The sequence below is a fragment of the Flagellimonas rhodophyticola genome (genome assembly GCF_049332665.1).
Lineage (GTDB): Bacteria > Bacteroidota > Bacteroidia > Flavobacteriales > Flavobacteriaceae > Flagellimonas.
The window spans coordinates 2410280-2428751 of sequence record NZ_CP186326.1; the positions used below are offsets into that span (position 1 = coordinate 2410280).

Genomic DNA, 18472 nt, shown 5'->3' on the forward strand with positions numbered 1-18472 from the left:
AACTGCTAATTTTCTTTTTCAAGAGCTTTTATTCCTTGTTCTAATAGTTTTTTAGCTTCCAAGAGATATGTCCTTTGATGTGCTGCTAAACTGTTAGGGTTATTTTCTTTTTCCTCAGTTTCAGAATTGAAGGATTTAGAAAACTGAACCAATTGATCAATCGCTTTTTCGGTGGATTTCAATTTATCTTTTGCATGTTTGTCAAAAACTTTAATCATTTCCATTTCCATGGACATTTTATCGGTTTCTTCCTCATTGGCATAGGCTTCGTTCTCGATTGTGCTGTTATCACTGTCTTCTACCACAGTGGTTGATGTGCCAAGAGTACATTCATCCAAAATGGTAATCAATTCATTGATTTGCTTCAAAGCTTTTTTGGAAAAGAATCTTCCAGCGTCCCAATCTACAGGCTCAATGGCTTTGTCAAGAGTTTCTAAAACATCCAAAGTTTTGTCCTCCGTTTTGGCGCAATCACATTCTTCCATAAAGGATTTGGATTGTTCCAATGCTTTTCTTGCCCGTTCTGCATAGTACATCTGGTGCTCAAAGTTGGTAGCGCCCAATGCTTTTTTTGAATGACTTAGGCCATAGGTGACCTTTGCATAATAATTATCACATTGGTTGGAAAAAGAGGTATTTATTGCAAAAATGAATGCAAATACGAATAAAACACAGGATTTGGGAGCCATGGTTTAGTATTGATTTTGGTTAAGTCTTCTAGATTAACGTCAATAATGGCCCAATATTTTATAAGGTTAGAAATCATCCTTGGGATACCAATCCAGCTGAATCACTTTAATGTTTGAATTTCCATTGTTGACAAGGGTCTTGAATTTTTGTACATCACTCACATTCGGACGCCCACGGTAATGATATGGGTAGATTTCCTTAGGTGCGAATTCCAAAACAGCTTCGGCAGCACTTTCCTCGGTCATGGTATAGGGCAAGTTCATGCAGATAAAGGCTTTGTCAATGTTTTTCAAGGTGCGCATTTCAGGAATATCTTCCGTATCACCTGAGAAGTACAAGCGCTCTCCTCCAATATTTAGCACATAGCCATTGCCACGACCTTTGGTATGGAACTTTAAAGCTTCGGTTCTTAAATTGTACATGGGGATGGCTTCAATCAGTATACCATAACGTTCTTTGGTGTCTCCATTATTTAAAACATCGATTTGGGGAGTGAATTCATCCGGGATTTTATCCGCTACTGCTTTAGGGACTATAATCTTTGCTTTTTTGGTATCAAGTTCCTGAAGAGTCTCCAGACTGAAGTGATCTCCATGCACATCTGTAATTAAGATCAAGTCTGGTAATTTTCGGTTTTCAAACATTTGTTTCCCGCCAACGGGGTCAATATATATAGTGATATTATTCCATTCCAAAACAGCAGTAGCATGTTCTATCGGAGTGATTTTGATAGCATTAGAGGGTTCAGTTTGCGCATTTATCTTCTTCGCAAAGAGCGCAAAAAATAGTACTAGGACTATTGTTGAAATTTTTTCTTTCATTTTTCTTAAATATTCTATTTCGCTTAAAATTAATGGTTTAGGTGGACTTTGGTTAGTTTTTTTAACAAATTTTATCGTATAAAAATCCAAAAGAAAAACTTAAGCGTATATAATCCAAACGCGATTGATTAAATACTTTAAACTGAGGATCAATTAATTAAAAAGTTATGACTGAAACAAAAAGTAACAACGGATTAAAGGTAATAGCTGGCTTGCTTGGGGTGGTTCTTTTAGGAACTATAATTTATACTGTAAGCCTTTACCAAGATAAGAAGAAGACCACTACAGCACTTACTCAAGAAAAAGAGTTGGTTGTTGAAGATTTGAACAGCTTAAAGTCTGAGTATGACAAAGCTATTCTAGAAAGCAATGCGACTAACGAAGAGTTGGTAGCTGCTAGGGATAATATTGCAAAATACATTGATTCTGTACAGGGAATGAAAGCTGATATTGCTTCCTTATCAAGATACAGAAGACAGGTAAGTGTTCTTAAAGCTGAAAGAGAAAAATTATTGAAGCAAGTTGACTCTTTGACTACTTCCAACACTTTGTTGGCCATGGAAAGAGATAGCACATTTGCTGAGTTGGAGGCACAAACTGTATTTAACGATTCATTGGTTGTGCAAAACACACAATTGGCTGATGCTGTTGAAAGAGGTTCTGCGCTTAGCCTATCAACCTTCACAGTTGATGCTGTAAGAGAAAGAAACAGTGGTAAATTGGTTTCTACTTCCAGAGCTAAGTCTACTGACAAATTCAAAGTTTGTTTTACAGTTGCAGATAACGTAATTGCTGAAGCTGGTGATAGAGAGTTCTTTATCGAAGTTTTAGATCCTCAAGGAAATGTTTTAGGAGATAGTTTTTCTAAATCTACAGAAGAAGGAGCTTCAATTACATATAGTAAGGGAACTAACTTTTACTATGAGAACAGTACTCTAGATGTTTGTGACTATATCAATAAGCCTGCATCAGATTTCCAAAAAGGAAACTATATGGTCAATGTTTATGACAATGGTCTAAAATTATTGGGAACTTCTAAGTTCACTTTGAAATAGCATACACTATCCATATTTATAAAAAAGCCCGGTTGCATTTTGCACCGGGCTTTTTTCTTCTATAATTTCTTAGAATCTATTTTAAACTACCGACCATATCTTCTGGTTTTACCCATTCGTCATATTCTTCGGCGGTAACATAACCCAGATTAATGGCTTCATCCCGCAATGTAGTTCCATTTTTATGTGCGGTATTGGCTATTTCCGCTGCTTTATAATATCCAATTTTGGTATTCAATGCAGTCACCAACATCAAAGAGTTGTTCAACAATGTTTTAATCACCTCATGGTTTGGCTCAATCCCGGCTGCACAATTTACGTCAAAACTAACGCAAGCATCCCCAATCAATTGAGCAGATTGCAAAATATTTGAAGCCATCATAGGCTTAAATACGTTTAGTTCATAATGACCTTGTGTTCCTCCAACACTTATGGCCACATCATTACCCATCACCTGTGCACATACCATGGTTATGGCCTCACATTGTGTAGGATTGACTTTCCCCGGCATTATTGAACTTCCTGGTTCGTTGGCGGGAATTATGATTTCTCCAATTCCCGAACGTGGTCCGGAGGCCATCATACGGATGTCATTGGCAATCTTGTTCAAGGAAACAGCCAATTGTTTCAGGGCACCATGGCTTTCCACAATAGCGTCGTGGGCAGCTAAAGCCTCAAATTTGTTATGAGCAGTTACAAAAGGTAGTCCCGTAAACTCAGCGATATACTTCGCAACAAGAACGTCATACCCCTTTGGTGTGTTCAAACCGGTACCAACAGCAGTTCCACCTAGAGCTAATTCACTCAAATGATCCAAAGTGTTTTTTAAAGCTTTTATTCCATGATCTAATTGGGAGACATAACCTGAAAATTCCTGACCCAAGGTTAGGGGGGTAGCATCCATTAAGTGGGTTCGCCCTATTTTGACAACATTTTTAAACTCCTTCGATTTTTTATCCAGTGTATTTCTTAACTGTTGAACACCAGGAATGGTGACCTCCACAATTTTCTTGTAGGCTGCGATGTGCATTCCAGTGGGGAAAGTGTCATTTGAAGATTGGCTCTTGTTAACATCGTCATTGGGTTGAATGGTTTTTTCACCTTCACCGATTTTCTTTCCAGCAATTTCATGAGCTCTATTGGCAACAACTTCATTGACATTCATATTGCTTTGGGTTCCTGAACCTGTTTGCCAAATTACCAAAGGAAACTGTTCATCATGCTTTCCTGAAAGAATTTCATCGCAAACCTGCCCTATTAAATCTCTTTTATCTTGAGGAAGTACGCCCAACTCATGATTAGCAAAGGCTGCAGCTTTCTTTAAATAGGCGAATCCATAAACCACATCCAATGGCATTGATGCTGGACTACCAATTTTGAAGTTATTTCTAGACCTTTCGGTTTGTGCTCCCCAATACTTATCGGCAGGTACTTTTACCTCGCCCATGGTATCTTTTTCTATTCTAAAGCTCATGTTGTGTAATTTGAATATACAAATTTAGGGGTTCGGGCATTCATACACATAAAACATGACGGTTATTGAACATTTTTTTGAGGGAGATTTGCTTTTTTTATTGAAATGAAGGTATCTTTGTTCAACAAAAGGAAAAACAATGTTCGATTTTGACCAATATTTAGGCTTTTTAGCTTTTTTGACCATCTTGACCATCGGTTTCTGGCTGATGATTTTCTTGCTAACCTTTGTAGTGCCTTATTGGTTATTCGGCAACTTGATGGAAATGTATAAAGAAAGACGTGAGGCCAAGCGCGCCAAGCGAAACGAATAATAAAAAAAAGAGGCCTATAAAGCCTCTTTTTTTATTCCTTTGATTTCTTCTTCTTTTTCTTCTTCTTTTTCTTCTTTTTGGCCTTGAATTGATTTTCCTGAAGTTCTACAAAAGCCAAATATTTATCCTCTGGAAGCCCAGCTTTTAATTCTTCATCCTGAGTATCCCTTATTTTTTCATATTCTTCTTTTGCCTTATTGGGTTCCAATTCCAATATACTCAACTCTATACGTTGTTGAACAGATTTTACCAATGTGGTGCGCACAACGGCTTCCTCAAAAGGATTCAATTCTAATGTTTCTGTAATAGAAGGCATTTGTTCATCCACGATTTCCTCAGCGGTCTTAGGTTCTACTTCCTTGGGAGGAGTTTGCGTCTGTGGTATTATGCTACCACCTTGTCTACCACGATTGCCATAACCATATCTATTGTTCCCATATCCGTATTGTGCCATTAAAGAATCGGTGAAAAAAATTCCAAGAAGTACAAATAGTAGAAGTGTATGTTTGTTTTTCATAATCGTTTAATTCGATATTCCAGTTAACAGCCGGATAAAAGTCTATTTAATAGACTGTTACAGCTACAAAGATGTCCAAAAACTTTTAAAAATGCGATTATTGCCTATAATAATGCATCAATATTCTCCGAAGGCCTGCCTATTACCGCTTTTTTTCCCTTGATGATAATCGGTCGTTCTATGAGCTTCGGGTTTTCAACCATTGCATTTACGATGTCTTGGTCCGACAGTTTTTTTCCTTTATATTTTTCTTTCCAAATAGATTCGTTCTTACGAACCAATTGTTCAGGAGTAATACCCAAATAGGAAATGATATTTTCCAGTTCCGCTGCCGTGGGAACGTTTTCCAAATATCGTACCACTTCGAAGTTTTCTCCTGTTTTTTCCAAATATTCCAATCCCTCTCTTGATTTTCTACACCTTGGATTGTGGTAAATTTTTATCATTTTTAATGCTATTATTAGTGAAACTATAAATGCTAACCCTTACCTCATTCCTCTTTCTGGCCCATCATCATTAGAAAAGCCTTTAAAAAAGCATTGATTTCCCCATCCATTACAGCATCCACATTTCCGGTTTCCTCTGCTGTGCGAACATCTTTGACCAATTTGTAGGGGTGCATCACATAATTTCTGATTTGCGAGCCCCATTCAATTTTCATTTTTGTTGATTCAATCTCCGCTCTTGCCTCTTGCTTCTTTCTTAATTCTATCTCATAAAGCTGGGACTTAAGCATTTTCATGGCAGTTGCCCTATTATCATGCTGTGACCTTGAGTCCGAACACGAAATTTGGATACCTGTGGGTTTGTGAACTAATTGGACCTTAGTTTCAACCTTGTTTACATTTTGACCTCCCGCTCCGCTGGAACGGGCTGTGGTTATTTCAATATCTGCTGGATTTACTTCAATTTCAATAGTGTCATCAACCAATGGATATACATAAACAGAGGCGAAAGAAGTATGTCTTTTCGCATTACTGTCAAAAGGAGAGATACGAACCAAACGATGTACTCCATTTTCTCCCTTTAACCATCCAAAGGCAAATTCACCTTCAATTTGGAGTGTAACCGTTTTTATACCGGCCACATCACCTTCCTGATAGTTAAGCTCTTTGACCTTATAGCCATTTTTTTCGCTCCACATCAAATACATACGCATAAGCATAGAAGCCCAATCACAGCTTTCTGTACCTCCGGCGCCAGCAGTTATTTGAAGTACTGCGGTAAGTTCGTCACCCTCTTCAGAAAGCATATTCTGGAATTCGAGGTCTTCAATGGCCAATTTGGCATTATCAAAATGGGAAACCACCTCTTCTTCAGAAATCTCTCCGGCCTGTTGAAATTCCATTAGCACCTCAAGATCACCCACAAGAGATTCGGCCGAATTGTAATTTTCGACCCAGTTTTTCTTCGATTTCAAGGCTTGCATTTGAACTTGGGCCTTTTGTGGATCGTCCCAAAATCCTGGAGCAGCGGTTTTCTCCTCTTCGTTTTCTATTTCAATAAGTTTGGCATCAATGTCAAAGATACCTCCTTAACGCACCAAGGCGCTCAATAAGATCTTTTTGCTGATCTGTGGTAATCATACAAATTATTTGAGGCAAAAATACGATTCCAGTATAGTCAGGCAACGAAAATTATATAATTTTAGCAAGAACTCTATTCAATATGAAAAAATATACTTTTTACCTTCTTGCATTTCTGTTTGTATCTCATTTCTCAAATGCCCAAAACTTTGAAAAGACCAAGAGCTTTCAAAAATTCAATGGCTATTTCAACTTTTATTATGACGACGCTACGGACAAGGTCTTTTTAGAAGTCAATGAATTGGAGAAAGACTTTCTATACGTAAATTCTTTAAGCAGTGGGATTGGGAGCAATGATATAGGATTGGATAGGGGACAGCTTGGTAACGGGCGGGTTGTGTTTTTTAGTAAGGCAGGAAACAAATTGTTATTGGTCCAACCCAATCTAAAATTCAGGGCAATTACCCAAAATGCACTGGAGAAAAAATCGGTGGAACAGGCTTTTGCCAAATCTGTTTTACATGGTTTCAAAATAGAAGAAGAGTCCAAAGGAAATTATTTGATTGATATATCAGATTTTTTAATGCGTGATGCCCATGGAGTTTCCAATAGACTCAAAAATACCAAACAGGGTTCTTACAGCTTGGACGCATCGAAAAGTGCCTTTGCTTTTGAAAGAACCAAAGCCTTTCCCAAAAATGTTGAATTTGATGTGACCCTTACCTTTAAAGGAAATCCAGAAGGTGATTGGATTCGCTCCGTTGCCCCGACCCCTTCTTTGGTTACCGTGGCGCAACATCATTCGCTTATTGAACTGCCTGATGACGGCTATGAAAAAAGAGAATTCGACCCTCGTTCCGGTTCCAACCTGTTTTCGTACTATGATTATTCGACTCCGGTTCAAGAACCCATCTTAAAAAGATTCATAACAAGACATCGATTAAAGAAAAAAAATCCAAATGCAGATGTTAGCGAAGCTGTGGAACCAATTATATACTATTTGGACAATGGAACCCCAGAACCAGTTCGCTCAGCTTTATTGGACGGTGGAAGATGGTGGAATCAAGCTTTTGAGGCCATTGGATATAAAGATGCTTTTCAACTTAAGATTTTACCAGATGATGCAGACCCTTTGGATGTTCGGTATAATGTAATTCAATGGGTGCACCGTTCAACGCGCGGTTGGAGCTATGGGATGAGTGTCAAAGACCCTAGAACTGGGGAAATTATGAAAGGACATGTAAGCTTAGGAAGTTTACGAATTAGGCAAGATTTTCTTATTGCACAGGCACTTATGGACAAGCCTTTTGCGGAAAGAAACGATAATTATCAACCAATGCTTGAGATGGCTTTGGCCAGGATTCGACAATTGTCTGCACATGAAATTGGTCATACTCTGGGTTTTGCCCACAATTTTGCAGCAAGTGCAAATGGTCGGGCATCAGTAATGGATTATCCACATCCCCAGTTTACCTTGGAAGGGGATAAAATCAGTTTCAACAATGCATATGATACAAATATTGGGGAATGGGATAAAGTTACCGTGGCGTATTCCTATTCAGATTTCGCCAATAACACAGACGAAAAAGAGGCTTTAAATGGCATTTTGGCAAAAGCTCAAGCTGATGGGTTACGCTATATTAGTGATCAGGACGCAAGACCTAGAGGTGGAGCGCATGCTTTAGCACATTTGTGGGATAATGGAAGAAACCCCTCACAGGAACTGGAAAACGTGCTGAAAATCAGAAAAATTGCAATCGATAATTTTTCCATGGATAATATTAGAAAGGGAGAACCTAATTCTGTGTTGGAGGATGTCTTTGCTCCTTTATATTTCTTTCATAGGTATCAGACCGAAGCAGTATCCAAATTAATTGGTGGCTTGGATTATAACTATGCGGTTAAAGGAGATGGACAACGCACGGTGTATCCAATTAGCCAAACAAGCCAAGAAAATGCGCTAAAGACTATTTTGAATACGTTGAACGCAAAAACAATAGCTATTCCAAAGGAAAAGCTGGAGCTTTTTCCACCAAGGGCCATTGGTTATGGTAAATCTCGAGAATCCTTTAAAGGAAGAAGCGGTGTTGCTTTCGATGCCTTGTCTGCCTCGGAAACTGCTGCAGATATGTCACTTGGTCTTTTATTGCATCCTGAGCGTGCTTCTAGATTAATCCAACAAAAAAGTTTGGACAAAGACCAAATCGGTTTATCAGAACTATTCGAAAAATTGATCGAAGGTACTATTCAAGAAACTCATAAAGATGCTTATTTGAATGAGGTTCAGCAAACCATCAACTTCAGAGTATTATATCATATTATGAATTTAGCAGCTCATAAAGAGGTTCATCCGCAAGTAAATGCCACTGCCAATAAGACCTTGAAATCGCTAAAAGTGTATTTGTTGAGTAACGGTAGGAATTCCATCGCTGCTGAAATGGTAAGGAGAATAGATGCATTCACCAAATCACCAGGAAGCTTTAAAGTTATTCCTGCTCCAAAAATCCCTGATGGATCTCCGATTGGGATGGATTGCATGGATTAAATGATAAACAGCACTTACAACTTATAAGAATGAGACAAGCTTTAACGTACGGAACGTTTATTATTGGTTTAGTAGTACTTTCTTTTGCTGCTTGTGGAGGAAAATCTCCTTCCAAGAAAAACATAAACACCACTTTTGAGGACCCGAATGAAAGTGACTTCAGCACATTAATTTGGTCTGATGAATTCGAAGGAGAGGGAGTAATTAATCCTGAAAAATGGTTTTTACAGACGCAGCTTCCCGAAGGAGGTAGCTGGTGGGGTCTGCTGCAACATTATACCAATCGTGAAGAGAACGCGTATTTGAAAGATGGATATCTTCATGTTGTTGCGAAAAAAGAGGAGTTTGAAGATCAGGGAGAAACCAAACAGTACACTTCTGCACGACTCAACTCTAAATTTGCCTTTACCTACGGAAAAGTGGAGGTAAGAGCCAAAATGCCGGAGGGAATAGGAACTTGGCCAGCAATATGGATGTTAAGCAAGAAAATTGATGAGGATGGTGCCTATTGGGATAAGGAATACGGGGTCGTCAAGTGGCCCAATTGTGGAGAAATAGACATACTTGAACATTGGGGAAAGAACCAAGATTATGTGTCCAGTGCCTTACACAATGGCTCCAGCTATGGATACAATGTTAAAAATGTTGGCGGTCAGCAAATCAAAGATGCGTCGAGTGAATTTCACACCTATCTGCTGGAGTGGACCGAAGAGAAAATTGTTTTTAGCGTTGATGGGATAGAACATTTTCGATACAATCCACAGTTAAAAAACCAGGACACATGGCCGTTCGATTCTGATTATTATTTCATTTTTAATATTGCCATTGAGTCAGATATTGACCCAGAATTTGTGGAAAGTCCAATGGTTGTAGATTACATTAGAGTATATCAGTAAAGCTTATGGAAATAAACCTGATCAGTGATACCGTTACCAAACCTACTTCTGGAATGCTAGAAGCTATAATGACAGCAAAAGTAGGGGATGATGTTTTTAAAAATGATCCTAGCGTCAATGCCTTAGAGGAAAAAGTGGCTAACTATTTTGGAATGGAGGCCGCCTTGTTTTTCCCAAGCGGAACTATGGCCAATCAAACTGCGATTAAATTGCATACGAATCCTGGGGAACAGCTCATTTGTGACAAATATGCACATGTTTACAACTACGAAGGCGGAGGGGTAAGTTTCAATAGCGGTGTTTCCTGTAAACTTGTGGATGGCCAAAGAGGCATGATGACTGCTGAACAGGTAGAACAGTCTATTAATCCACCTGATTTTTACCACAGTCCGTTGACAACCTTGGTCTGTATTGAGAATACTACAAACAAAGGTGGTGGAGCTTGTTGGGATTTTAATGAGCTCAAAAAAATCAGGACGATTTGTCACGAAAACAACCTCAATTACCATTTAGATGGAGCCAGACTATGGAATGCATTGGTCGCCAAGCAAGAAAATCCAAAAGATTATGGAAGCTTGTTTGATTCTATCAGTGTTTGTTTTAGTAAAGGCTTAGGTTGTCCAGTTGGTTCTGTCTTGGTGGGTAATACGAAGTTGATTGATGATGCCCTCCGAGTCCGAAAAGTATTGGGAGGTGGTATGAGACAATCTGGATTTTTAGCGGCAGCGGGAATATATGCTTTGGACAATCATGTTGACCGGCTCGCAAATGACCATAAAAAAGCAAAAGAAATAGGTGCGGTTTTAGAAAAGATGGGATGTATTCAAAAAGTGGAGCCTATTGAGACCAATATCATCATTTTTGAATTGGATGAATCTAAGATGACCTCTGAGAGTTTTCTGTCTGAACTGAATAAACGAAACATTTCAATTATTGGAATGGGGCAAGGAAAACTGCGTATAGTAACGCACTTGGACTACACAGAAGAGATGCATTCATACTTTTTAACAGCGCTTGAAGAAATCAGCGCATAATTACTTGAACAAAGAGTCCATTCCAGGTATATTGGGCATACCCTCCTTTGCAACGGCAGATAATTCAGCTTCATTTACACTAGTGGCCTTTTCTATGGCTTTATTTAGGGTCAAGACCAGATAATCTTCCAATTGTTCTTTGTCATGTAAAAGGCTGTCGTCTATAGAAATCGACTTAATTTCTCTATTTGCCGTAATGGTGATTTTTAGCAGTTCGTCAGAAGAGCTTTCATTAATCAGAACTGTATTCAAACGCTCTTTAGCGGCCTTTACCTTTTCTTGGGTTTCCTTAAGTTTACCCATCATTCCCATAATATCTCCGAACATAATTTCAAATTTGAAGTAAAATTGAGTTCAAAAGTAATAATTTGGCACAAATCAAAATCGATGAAACACCCTATTTTTAGAAGTAGTTTTTTCATAGTATGTCTTATTTTTGCGGGCTCTTGTCAAAATAGTAAAGAAAAGCAAATGAGTACGATACCTCCAATAGCAAAGAAGAAGCCCACCAAACTCGAAAAACATGGTGATGTAAGAGTCGATGACTACTATTGGATGAACAATAGAGAGGATCAGGAGGTTTTGAACCATTTGAATGCGGAGAATGACTATTACAAGAAAATGACCGCGCATACAAAAACCTTCCAAGATTCACTTTTTCTTGAAATGAAGTCCAGAATAAAAGAAGATGACTCCTCAGTACCCTATAAGTTCAATGGATATTGGTATATCACCAAATACGAAACCGGACAAGAGTATCCAATCTATTTAAGGCGCGAAAACGAGATGGACTCAGCTGATGAGTTAATGTTCGATTGCAATGTAATGGCCAAAGACCATGAATTCTTCAATTTGAGAGGTATTTCTATCAGTCCAGATAACAACCTTGCCGCTTTTGCTACGGATACCGTGTCTAGAAGACAATACACTATTCAAATAAAGGACCTTAAAACAGGTGAGGTGTACGATGATAAAGTGGAGAATACAACAGGAAGTTCTGTTTGGGGAAATTATGGAAAGACACTGTTCTATGCCAAAAAAGACCCGGTCACTTTACGTTCCGATAAAATCTACAGACATACTTTGGGGACATCAGAAGCTGATGATGTTTTGATCTTTCATGAAAAGGATTCTACTTTCAACACCTTCGTGTATAAAACCAAATCCAAAAAATATCTGGTCATTGGTTCAGTGAGTACGTTGACTTCTGAATATCGCATTTTAGATGCAGACAATCCTGAAGGTGACTTCAAAATATTTTCCGAAAGGAGTAGGGGGTTAGAGTATTCGATTGCACATTACAATGGCAATTTTTTTGTGCTTACCAATAAAGATTCCGCGACCAATTTTAAATTAATGAAGGTCTCGGATGAGAATACTAGCTCGGAGTTTTGGGAAGAATTCATTCCACACAGGGAAGGCGTACTTCTTGAGGATGTCGACATTTTTAAGGACTACTTCGTGCTCTCAGAGAGAGAAAATGGGTTGAACAGGCTCAAAATTGTTCGTTGGGATACTTCCGACAGCTATTATTTGCCTTTTGAGAGTGAAACATATGTAGCTGGGACTTCTGTCAACTTAGACTTTGATACAAAGGAACTACGGTATTACTATAATGAAATGGGTGCACCTTATGCGATCATCGATTTCAATATGGAAGAGAAAACCAAAAAAATACTTAAGGAACAGGAAGTTTTAGGAGGTAAGTTTGATAAGGATAACTATCGTACGGAACGATTATGGGCTACGGCACGAGATGGAGTAAAAGTTCCTATCTCGTTGGTCTATCATAAAGATGTTAAGTTTGACGGGACAAGCCCATTACTTCAATATGCGTATGGCTCGTATGGTAGCACTATCGACCCATATTTTTCATCCATTAGATTGAGTTTGTTGGACCGTGGGTTTATATATGCCATAGCACACATTCGTGGAGGCGAATACTTGGGGAGACCTTGGTATGAGGATGGCAAACTGTTGAATAAGAAAAACACCTTTACTGATTTCGTCGATTGTTCCAAGTTTCTGATTGACAGCAACTACACTTCTCCATCTCATTTGTATGCTAGCGGAGGTTCAGCTGGTGGGCTTTTAATGGGCGCAGTGGTCAATATGGCCCCAGAATTATACAATGGTGTTATTGCCGCTGTACCTTTTGTGGATGTGGTAACCACCATGTTGGATGATTCAATACCCCTAACCACCGGTGAATATGACGAATGGGGAAATCCTAATGAAAAGGAGTATTATGAGTATATGAAATCGTATTCGCCTTATGACAATGTAGAGGCCCAGGAGTATCCAAATATGTATGTTTCCACAGGGTTACATGATTCACAGGTACAGTATTGGGAGCCTGCCAAATGGGTAGCAAAGCTCAGGGAGCACAAAACGGACAATAATTTGTTGTTCTTGGATACTAATATGGACGCAGGGCACGGTGGAGCTTCAGGTAGGTTCGAATCCTTGAAGGAAACGGCAAAGGAATACGCTTTTATCCTTGATTTGGAGGAAAAAACACCTTTAAAATAAAAAATACTATTTTTGTGCCTGATAAATCGGGAAGAAATTCAAGATTCATCCTTACCTAAACCCAGTTATGAGAAAACAGATAAATGCGAATAGCAATATTCTTGATTTAATTGGAAATACACCCCTCGTAGAGCTTAACAAAATTGCAGAACCACTTACTGGTAATTTTTATGCTAAAGTGGAATCTTTTAACCCAGGCCATTCCTCAAAGGATAGAATTGCGGTTTACATTATAGAAGAAGCTGAACGTAAAGGCATACTTAAACCAGGAAGCACAATTATTGAGACCACATCAGGAAATACAGGTTTCAGTTTGGCTATGGTGAGCATTGTAAAAGGATATAAATGTATTTTGGCGGTTAGTTCAAAATCATCTCCTGATAAGATAGACATGCTTCGTTCCATGGGTGCCAAAGTATATGTTTGTCCAGCACACGTTAGCGCTGATGACCCACGGTCATATTATGAAGTGGCAAAGCGACTACATGGCGAAACCAAGGATTCCATCTACATCAATCAATATTTCAATGAGCTTAATATAGAGGCTCATTACCAGACAACAGGTCCGGAGATTTGGAAACAAACAAATGGAGCTATAACCCATTTAGTAGCCTGCAGTGGTACCGGAGGAACAATTTCTGGTATAGCTAGGTATTTAAAAGAGCAGAATCCAGAAGTTAAAGTCTTGGGCGTTGATGCCTATGGTTCGGTGTTGAAGAAATATCATGAGACCGGGGAGTTTGACCACAATGAAGTGTATCCATATAGAATTGAAGGATTAGGCAAGAATTTGATTCCTGATGCTACTGATTTCAATTGTATTGACCGCTATGTGAAGGTTGCAGATGGCGAAAGTGCCCATATGGCAAGAAAAATAGCGCATACCGAAGGTATGTTTGTTGGTTACACCAGTGGCGCTGCAATGCAGGCACTGTATCAACTAAATACAGAAGGGGAGTTCTCTGAAGATAGCAATGTTGTTGTGATTTTCCCAGATCACGGTTCAAGGTATATGAGCAAGGTGTACAGTAACGAATGGATGGAAAACCAAGGTTTTTTCGATATTCAGAACGTTGAAACCCCAGAAAAAATAGAATACATAAAGTAACTACTAACTTATCTTAAATAACGGAACGACAATGATTTACATTGTCGTTTTTTTATATAGGTATATTAGTTATGTGAGCTTACCAAAAATATATATTTTTGCAGTTGAATCAATTTTAAGGTAGATGAGAGATTTATTTGATAGAATCATTGAGAATAAGGGGCCTTTAGGAAAGTGGGCTTCACAGGCAGAAGGCTATTTTGTGTTCCCAAAGTTGGAAGGTCCTATTTCAAATAGAATGAAATTCCAAGGAAAAGAGGTTATTACCTGGAGTATCAATGATTACTTAGGATTAGCGAATCTACCTGAAATTAAAAAAGTTGATGGAGATGCCGCATATGAACATGGAGCAGCATTTCCCATGGGAGCCCGCATGATGAGCGGTCATACCGACTATCATGAACAATTGGAGCGGGAGTTGGCTGCTTTTGTGAATAAGGAAGCTTCATATTTATTGAATTTTGGATATCAAGGCTTTATGTCAGTAATAGATGCATTGGTTTCAAAAGATGATATTATTGTTTATGATGTGGACTGTCATGCCTGTATTATTGATGGCGTACGTTTGCACATGGGGAAACGATTTACTTTTAAACATAATAATGTAGAAAGTTTAGAGAAAAATCTCGAACGCGCCACCAAAATGGCCACAGAAACTGGTGGAGGTATCTTGGTTATTTCTGAAGGAGTTTTCGGTATGCGCGGGGAGCAAGGAATTCTTAAGGAAATTGTTGCCTTAAAAGAAAAATTTAAGTTTAGACTACTTGTAGATGATGCCCACGGCTTCGGAACTCTAGGAGCAACGGGCGCAGGCGCAGGTGAGGAACAAGGGATACAAGACGATATAGATGTGTATTTAGCCACATTTGCCAAGTCAATGGCAGGAATCGGTGCTTTTGTAGCCGCGGACCAAGAGATTATTGAGTATTTGAAATACAATCTTCGGTCTCAGATGTTTGCCAAGTCACTTCCAATGGTATATGTCAAAGGAGCATTGAAGCGTTTGGATATGCTGCGTACAATGCCGGAACTTAAAGCAAAACTTTGGGAGAATGTCAATGCCCTTCAAAATGGACTTAAAGAGCGTGGTTTTGATATCGGAACTACTTCGAGCTGCGTAACCCCGGTTTATTTGAATGGTAGTATTCCAGAAGCAATGGCTTTGGTAAAAGACCTTCGTGAAAATTACGGAATATTCTGTTCTATAGTGGTTTACCCAGTTATACCTAAAGGATTAATTCTACTTAGAATGATTCCTACAGCCACGCATACAATGCAAGATATAGAAGAAACTTTGGTTGCTTTCTCTGCAATTAGGGAACGTTTGCAGAATGGAACCTATAAAAGATTGTCCGCCGCTGTAGCCGCTGCAATGGGAGAGTAGCGTAATTTGGCTTTGGATAAATTAAATTACCTCTTCTTCAAAACAAGGGAACTAAACTAGATTCTTACGGTAAGTTCGTCTTCTTTTATGGGTAACAGGGTCAAAGTGTTTCCACATTTGCCGAATGGCAACATTTTCCTCTAATTCTGGAGTCCGAATACAGTTTATAATGCCCTTTTCTTGAAAGGTTCTATAATATTCGTTGAAAATAATTGCGTTAACACCTTTATTTTGATATTCTGGGTGAATGCCTATGAGATAGAAAATTACATCCTTACTGTGTTTCTTTGCCTTGAGCAAATGAAAAACCCCAGTAGGGAAGAGTTTACCCTTCGCTTTTTGCAGTGCTTCAGAAAATGACGGCATTACGATAGCGAAAGCAACCAACTGATCATTCTGATCAACGACAAACTTGATATATTCAGGATTAATAAAGCTGATATATTTCTTTTTAAAGTACTCTTTTTGAACATCTGTAATCTTTACAAAGGAGGAGAGTACCGAATACGAATCATTGAACAAATCAAACATCTTATCCACCCAAGGCATAATTTCCTTACTATTTGTAAAGTTCAGCTCCCGTAGGCCATATCGCTTTTTTATTAGAATATTCGCCTTGTAAAAATCTTTTGGGTCAGCATTCGCAAACAGGAATTTGTTCTCTAAGTATTCCTTTTCCTTTTTAAAGCCATGCTCTTCGTAATGTGATTTATAATAGGGGTGGTTATACCAAGTAATCATGTTTCCAATATGGTCAAACCCTTCTGTGAGTACTCCAACTTTGTCCAAATTTGAAAAACCTACGGGCCCCTCCATATAGTCAAGTTGATTCTCTTTTCCGATTTCTGCTACTTTATCCAGCAGCGCTTTGGAAACCTCAAAATCATCGATAAAATCAAACCAGCCAAATCGCATTTTTTTGATTTTCTGTTCGTTGATTTCCAACCAATTGATTATCGCGGCTATACGACCGACCAGTTCACCATTTCTATACGCTAAAAAGAAAGAAGCCTCAGCATTTTCGAAAACTGGATTTTTTGTAGCGTCAAAGGATGCTATTTCATCATTGATTATTGGAGGAACCCAATAGGGTGAGTCCTTGTACAGTTGAAATGGTAATTTTACGAATTTCTTTATGTCAGCTTTAGAAGTTGCCTGCTTTAGGGTGACCATACTTTGAATTTTGCAAGGTCAATAATAGGAATATTATCATCAGAAGAAAAATGATATTGCCTAAACTTAGAAATCTAATTTTTTCTTATCCTTTTTACTCTTTTTTTTACGTTTCTTTTTGACATCTTTTTTACGGATTTTTCCATTCTCACCTGCTTTTTGATCTTCAATGGGAACAAGAGTGTCTTTATGGAAGTCCAATCGGTAAGAAAAACCAAGAACAGCAAAAATTCTGGAAGGTGAGTTTTGAAAACCTGAACCCATATGCAAATCAGCCTGGAAGTTTTCGCTAACTAAATAAGCTACCCCCGTTCGGAGTAAAATATCTTTATATCGATCACTGGTAATACCCTGATTTTCTACAAAAACACTCCACTTTGGGTTGGCAAAAGCGTGCGTAACTGAAACGGCATAGCTCAATTCAGGAAAATCTGTGCCGATTCGGTCGTAGGCAAAATTGGATATGAGCACAAACCTTGGTGAAAGACGACTTTGGGTCGCAATGGCCCCGCGATATGAAATGTTTGGATCACCTACATAAAAGGGATTGTCACCTAATGTAAAAGTTGCACCTCCATAAACGGAAACTGCTGGAATCAGGTTTTTCCACTGGAAGACATTATTGGCCCTCCAACTATACAGATTGGGTTTATTATTTTCTGGATTTTTAAATGGATCAAAAACTAGAAACTTTAATCCCACCCGATTTCTTGAAAAATCGGTTCTTCTCTCAGTTGCGCCAGTATTGGTAAAGGTCAGGTTCTGCGAAATAAATGATCCTTCATAGTTTATCTCGAGAGATTCAAAAAGCAATCCGTATCGCAATGAAATATCTGTACCTAAGATATTCGAATCTGTTCCAAGGTTTGCATTGTCCCTTTGTTCATAAAGCAATCCTATTTCAGCCTGTATCACATTTTTTCCAACGGCATAGGCACTAACTGCTCGCCCGGGCCTATTGGAATTGATTACATCCGTGTATTGTGCATTAACCAAAAAGGGGAAAATACATAGAAATAATAGGGTCTTTTTTAAAAGGGAGAAATCCATATAACCGATTTTTAATACTATTTTAAGATACTTTCAATTGATTTGCGGGACTAACAATGTAATTTTGATTCAATAGCTGTTGTTATATGGTTTTATTACAAACGATTTTAGTACTCATATTAGTATACTATGCATTCAAATTACTTGCAAAGTGGTTAGCACCCAAACTGTTCAATTATGCAGTTAAAAAGACCCAGCAACGATTTGGAGATGCATTTGGGGGATATCAAGATTTTGGACAGGATACCAACAACGAAGGAGAAACCAACATTTCTAAAAAGCCCTTTAAAAAATCTAATCCGTCAAAAAAAGTTGGAGAATATATAGATTTTGAAGAAATTGACTAATATTTGT

At 38.4% G+C, this 18472-nt stretch carries 18 protein-coding genes; 9 read left to right on the plus strand and 9 right to left on the minus strand.

The window, feature by feature from the left end; genetic code table 11:
- Window positions 1–5: 5 nt before the first annotated feature.
- Both ACOKFG_RS10770 and ACOKFG_RS10775 read right to left on the minus strand, forming a co-directional pair.
- Complete coding sequence (locus ACOKFG_RS10770) at window positions 6–689, minus strand: hypothetical protein (protein WP_299485113.1); 684 nt, start codon at window positions 687–689, stop codon at window positions 6–8.
- A gap of 66 nt (window positions 690–755) precedes the next feature.
- Entirely contained in the window at window positions 756–1511 is a 756-nt protein-coding gene (locus ACOKFG_RS10775) for an MBL fold metallo-hydrolase (protein ID WP_299485115.1), read from the minus strand.
- 167 nt (window positions 1512–1678) lie between these two features.
- Between ACOKFG_RS10775 and ACOKFG_RS10780 the strand changes: the two genes are divergently transcribed.
- The gene (locus tag ACOKFG_RS10780) at window positions 1679–2566 is read left to right on the plus strand and encodes a hypothetical protein (RefSeq protein WP_299485116.1); all 888 of its coding nucleotides are present in this window, start codon (window positions 1679–1681) and stop codon (window positions 2564–2566) included.
- Between the two features lie 76 nt (window positions 2567–2642).
- On the opposite strand, the gene fumC is transcribed toward ACOKFG_RS10780, so the two are convergent.
- A complete protein-coding gene (fumC, locus tag ACOKFG_RS10785; protein ID WP_299485117.1) occupies window positions 2643–4040 on the minus strand; it encodes a class II fumarate hydratase in 1398 nt (465 codons plus the stop codon).
- A 139-nt stretch (window positions 4041–4179) separates the two neighbouring features.
- Between fumC and ACOKFG_RS10790 the strand changes: the two genes are divergently transcribed.
- Window positions 4180–4353, plus strand: coding sequence for a hypothetical protein (locus tag ACOKFG_RS10790; protein ID WP_190808553.1), 174 nt, complete (start codon window positions 4180–4182; stop codon window positions 4351–4353).
- 31 nt (window positions 4354–4384) lie between these two features.
- Here the strand turns inward: ACOKFG_RS10790 and ACOKFG_RS10795 are convergent, their stop codons facing one another.
- The 3 genes from ACOKFG_RS10795 to prfB all read right to left on the minus strand — a co-directional run bounded on the left by ACOKFG_RS10795 (window position 4385) and on the right by prfB (window position 6456).
- Window positions 4385–4870: a hypothetical protein gene (locus tag ACOKFG_RS10795; RefSeq protein WP_298789417.1), complete on the minus strand. Its 486-nt coding sequence runs from the start codon at window positions 4868–4870 to the stop codon at window positions 4385–4387.
- Between the two features lie 104 nt (window positions 4871–4974).
- Window positions 4975–5316 carry an arsenate reductase (glutaredoxin) gene (gene arsC, locus ACOKFG_RS10800; protein ID WP_422861216.1) on the minus strand — a complete coding sequence of 114 codons (342 nt, stop codon included), beginning with the start codon at window positions 5314–5316 and terminating at the stop codon, window positions 4975–4977.
- A 44-nt stretch (window positions 5317–5360) separates the two neighbouring features.
- Window positions 5361–6456, minus strand: a protein-coding gene (gene prfB / locus ACOKFG_RS10805) for a peptide chain release factor 2 (RefSeq protein WP_299485121.1) whose coding sequence is annotated in 2 segments (ribosomal slippage) — window positions 5361–6392 and window positions 6394–6456 — 1095 coding nt in all. Because the reading frame shifts where the segments join, the coding sequence is not laid out codon by codon here.
- Between the two features lie 82 nt (window positions 6457–6538).
- Here prfB and ACOKFG_RS10810 point away from each other — a divergent pair.
- From ACOKFG_RS10810 to ACOKFG_RS10820, 3 genes are read left to right on the plus strand one after another with little or no spacing between them, the layout of a single operon-like run.
- Window positions 6539–8941, plus strand: coding sequence for a zinc-dependent metalloprotease (locus ACOKFG_RS10810; protein WP_422861217.1), 2403 nt, complete (start codon window positions 6539–6541; stop codon window positions 8939–8941).
- Window positions 8942–8970: 29 nt separating this feature from the next.
- Window positions 8971–9837 (plus strand): glycoside hydrolase family 16 protein, encoded by an 867-nt coding sequence (locus tag ACOKFG_RS10815; protein ID WP_298789421.1) that lies wholly within the window; start codon window positions 8971–8973, stop codon window positions 9835–9837.
- A gap of 5 nt (window positions 9838–9842) precedes the next feature.
- On the plus strand, window positions 9843–10871 hold the full coding sequence (locus tag ACOKFG_RS10820) for a GntG family PLP-dependent aldolase (RefSeq protein ID WP_298789423.1): 1029 nt from the start codon (window positions 9843–9845) through the stop codon (window positions 10869–10871).
- Here ACOKFG_RS10820 and ACOKFG_RS10825 read toward each other — a convergent pair whose 3' ends face one another.
- The gene (locus ACOKFG_RS10825; RefSeq protein WP_298789424.1) at window positions 10872–11198 is read right to left on the minus strand and encodes a YbaB/EbfC family nucleoid-associated protein; all 327 of its coding nucleotides are present in this window, start codon (window positions 11196–11198) and stop codon (window positions 10872–10874) included.
- A gap of 60 nt (window positions 11199–11258) precedes the next feature.
- Here ACOKFG_RS10825 and ACOKFG_RS10830 point away from each other — a divergent pair, with 60 nt between their 5' ends.
- The 3 genes from ACOKFG_RS10830 to ACOKFG_RS10840 all read left to right on the plus strand — a co-directional run bounded on the left by ACOKFG_RS10830 (window position 11259) and on the right by ACOKFG_RS10840 (window position 15895).
- Window positions 11259–13403, plus strand: coding sequence for a S9 family peptidase (locus ACOKFG_RS10830; RefSeq protein ID WP_422861218.1), 2145 nt, complete (start codon window positions 11259–11261; stop codon window positions 13401–13403).
- 67 nt (window positions 13404–13470) lie between these two features.
- The gene (locus tag ACOKFG_RS10835; RefSeq protein WP_422861219.1) at window positions 13471–14511 is read left to right on the plus strand and encodes a PLP-dependent cysteine synthase family protein; all 1041 of its coding nucleotides are present in this window, start codon (window positions 13471–13473) and stop codon (window positions 14509–14511) included.
- 124 nt (window positions 14512–14635) lie between these two features.
- Window positions 14636–15895 (plus strand): aminotransferase class I/II-fold pyridoxal phosphate-dependent enzyme, encoded by a 1260-nt coding sequence (locus ACOKFG_RS10840; protein ID WP_299172838.1) that lies wholly within the window; start codon window positions 14636–14638, stop codon window positions 15893–15895.
- A gap of 51 nt (window positions 15896–15946) precedes the next feature.
- Here ACOKFG_RS10840 and ACOKFG_RS10845 read toward each other — a convergent pair whose 3' ends face one another.
- Together ACOKFG_RS10845 and ACOKFG_RS10850 are read right to left on the minus strand one after the other, a co-directional pair.
- On the minus strand, window positions 15947–17068 hold the full coding sequence (locus tag ACOKFG_RS10845) for a GTP cyclohydrolase (protein WP_422861220.1): 1122 nt from the start codon (window positions 17066–17068) through the stop codon (window positions 15947–15949).
- A gap of 66 nt (window positions 17069–17134) precedes the next feature.
- Window positions 17135–18118 carry a transporter gene (locus tag ACOKFG_RS10850; protein ID WP_299172844.1) on the minus strand — a complete coding sequence of 328 codons (984 nt, stop codon included), beginning with the start codon at window positions 18116–18118 and terminating at the stop codon, window positions 17135–17137.
- An 86-nt stretch (window positions 18119–18204) separates the two neighbouring features.
- Between ACOKFG_RS10850 and ACOKFG_RS10855 the strand changes: the two genes are divergently transcribed.
- Entirely contained in the window at window positions 18205–18465 is a 261-nt protein-coding gene (locus tag ACOKFG_RS10855) for a DUF4834 family protein (protein ID WP_299172847.1), read from the plus strand.
- Window positions 18466–18472: the final 7 nt, after the last annotated feature.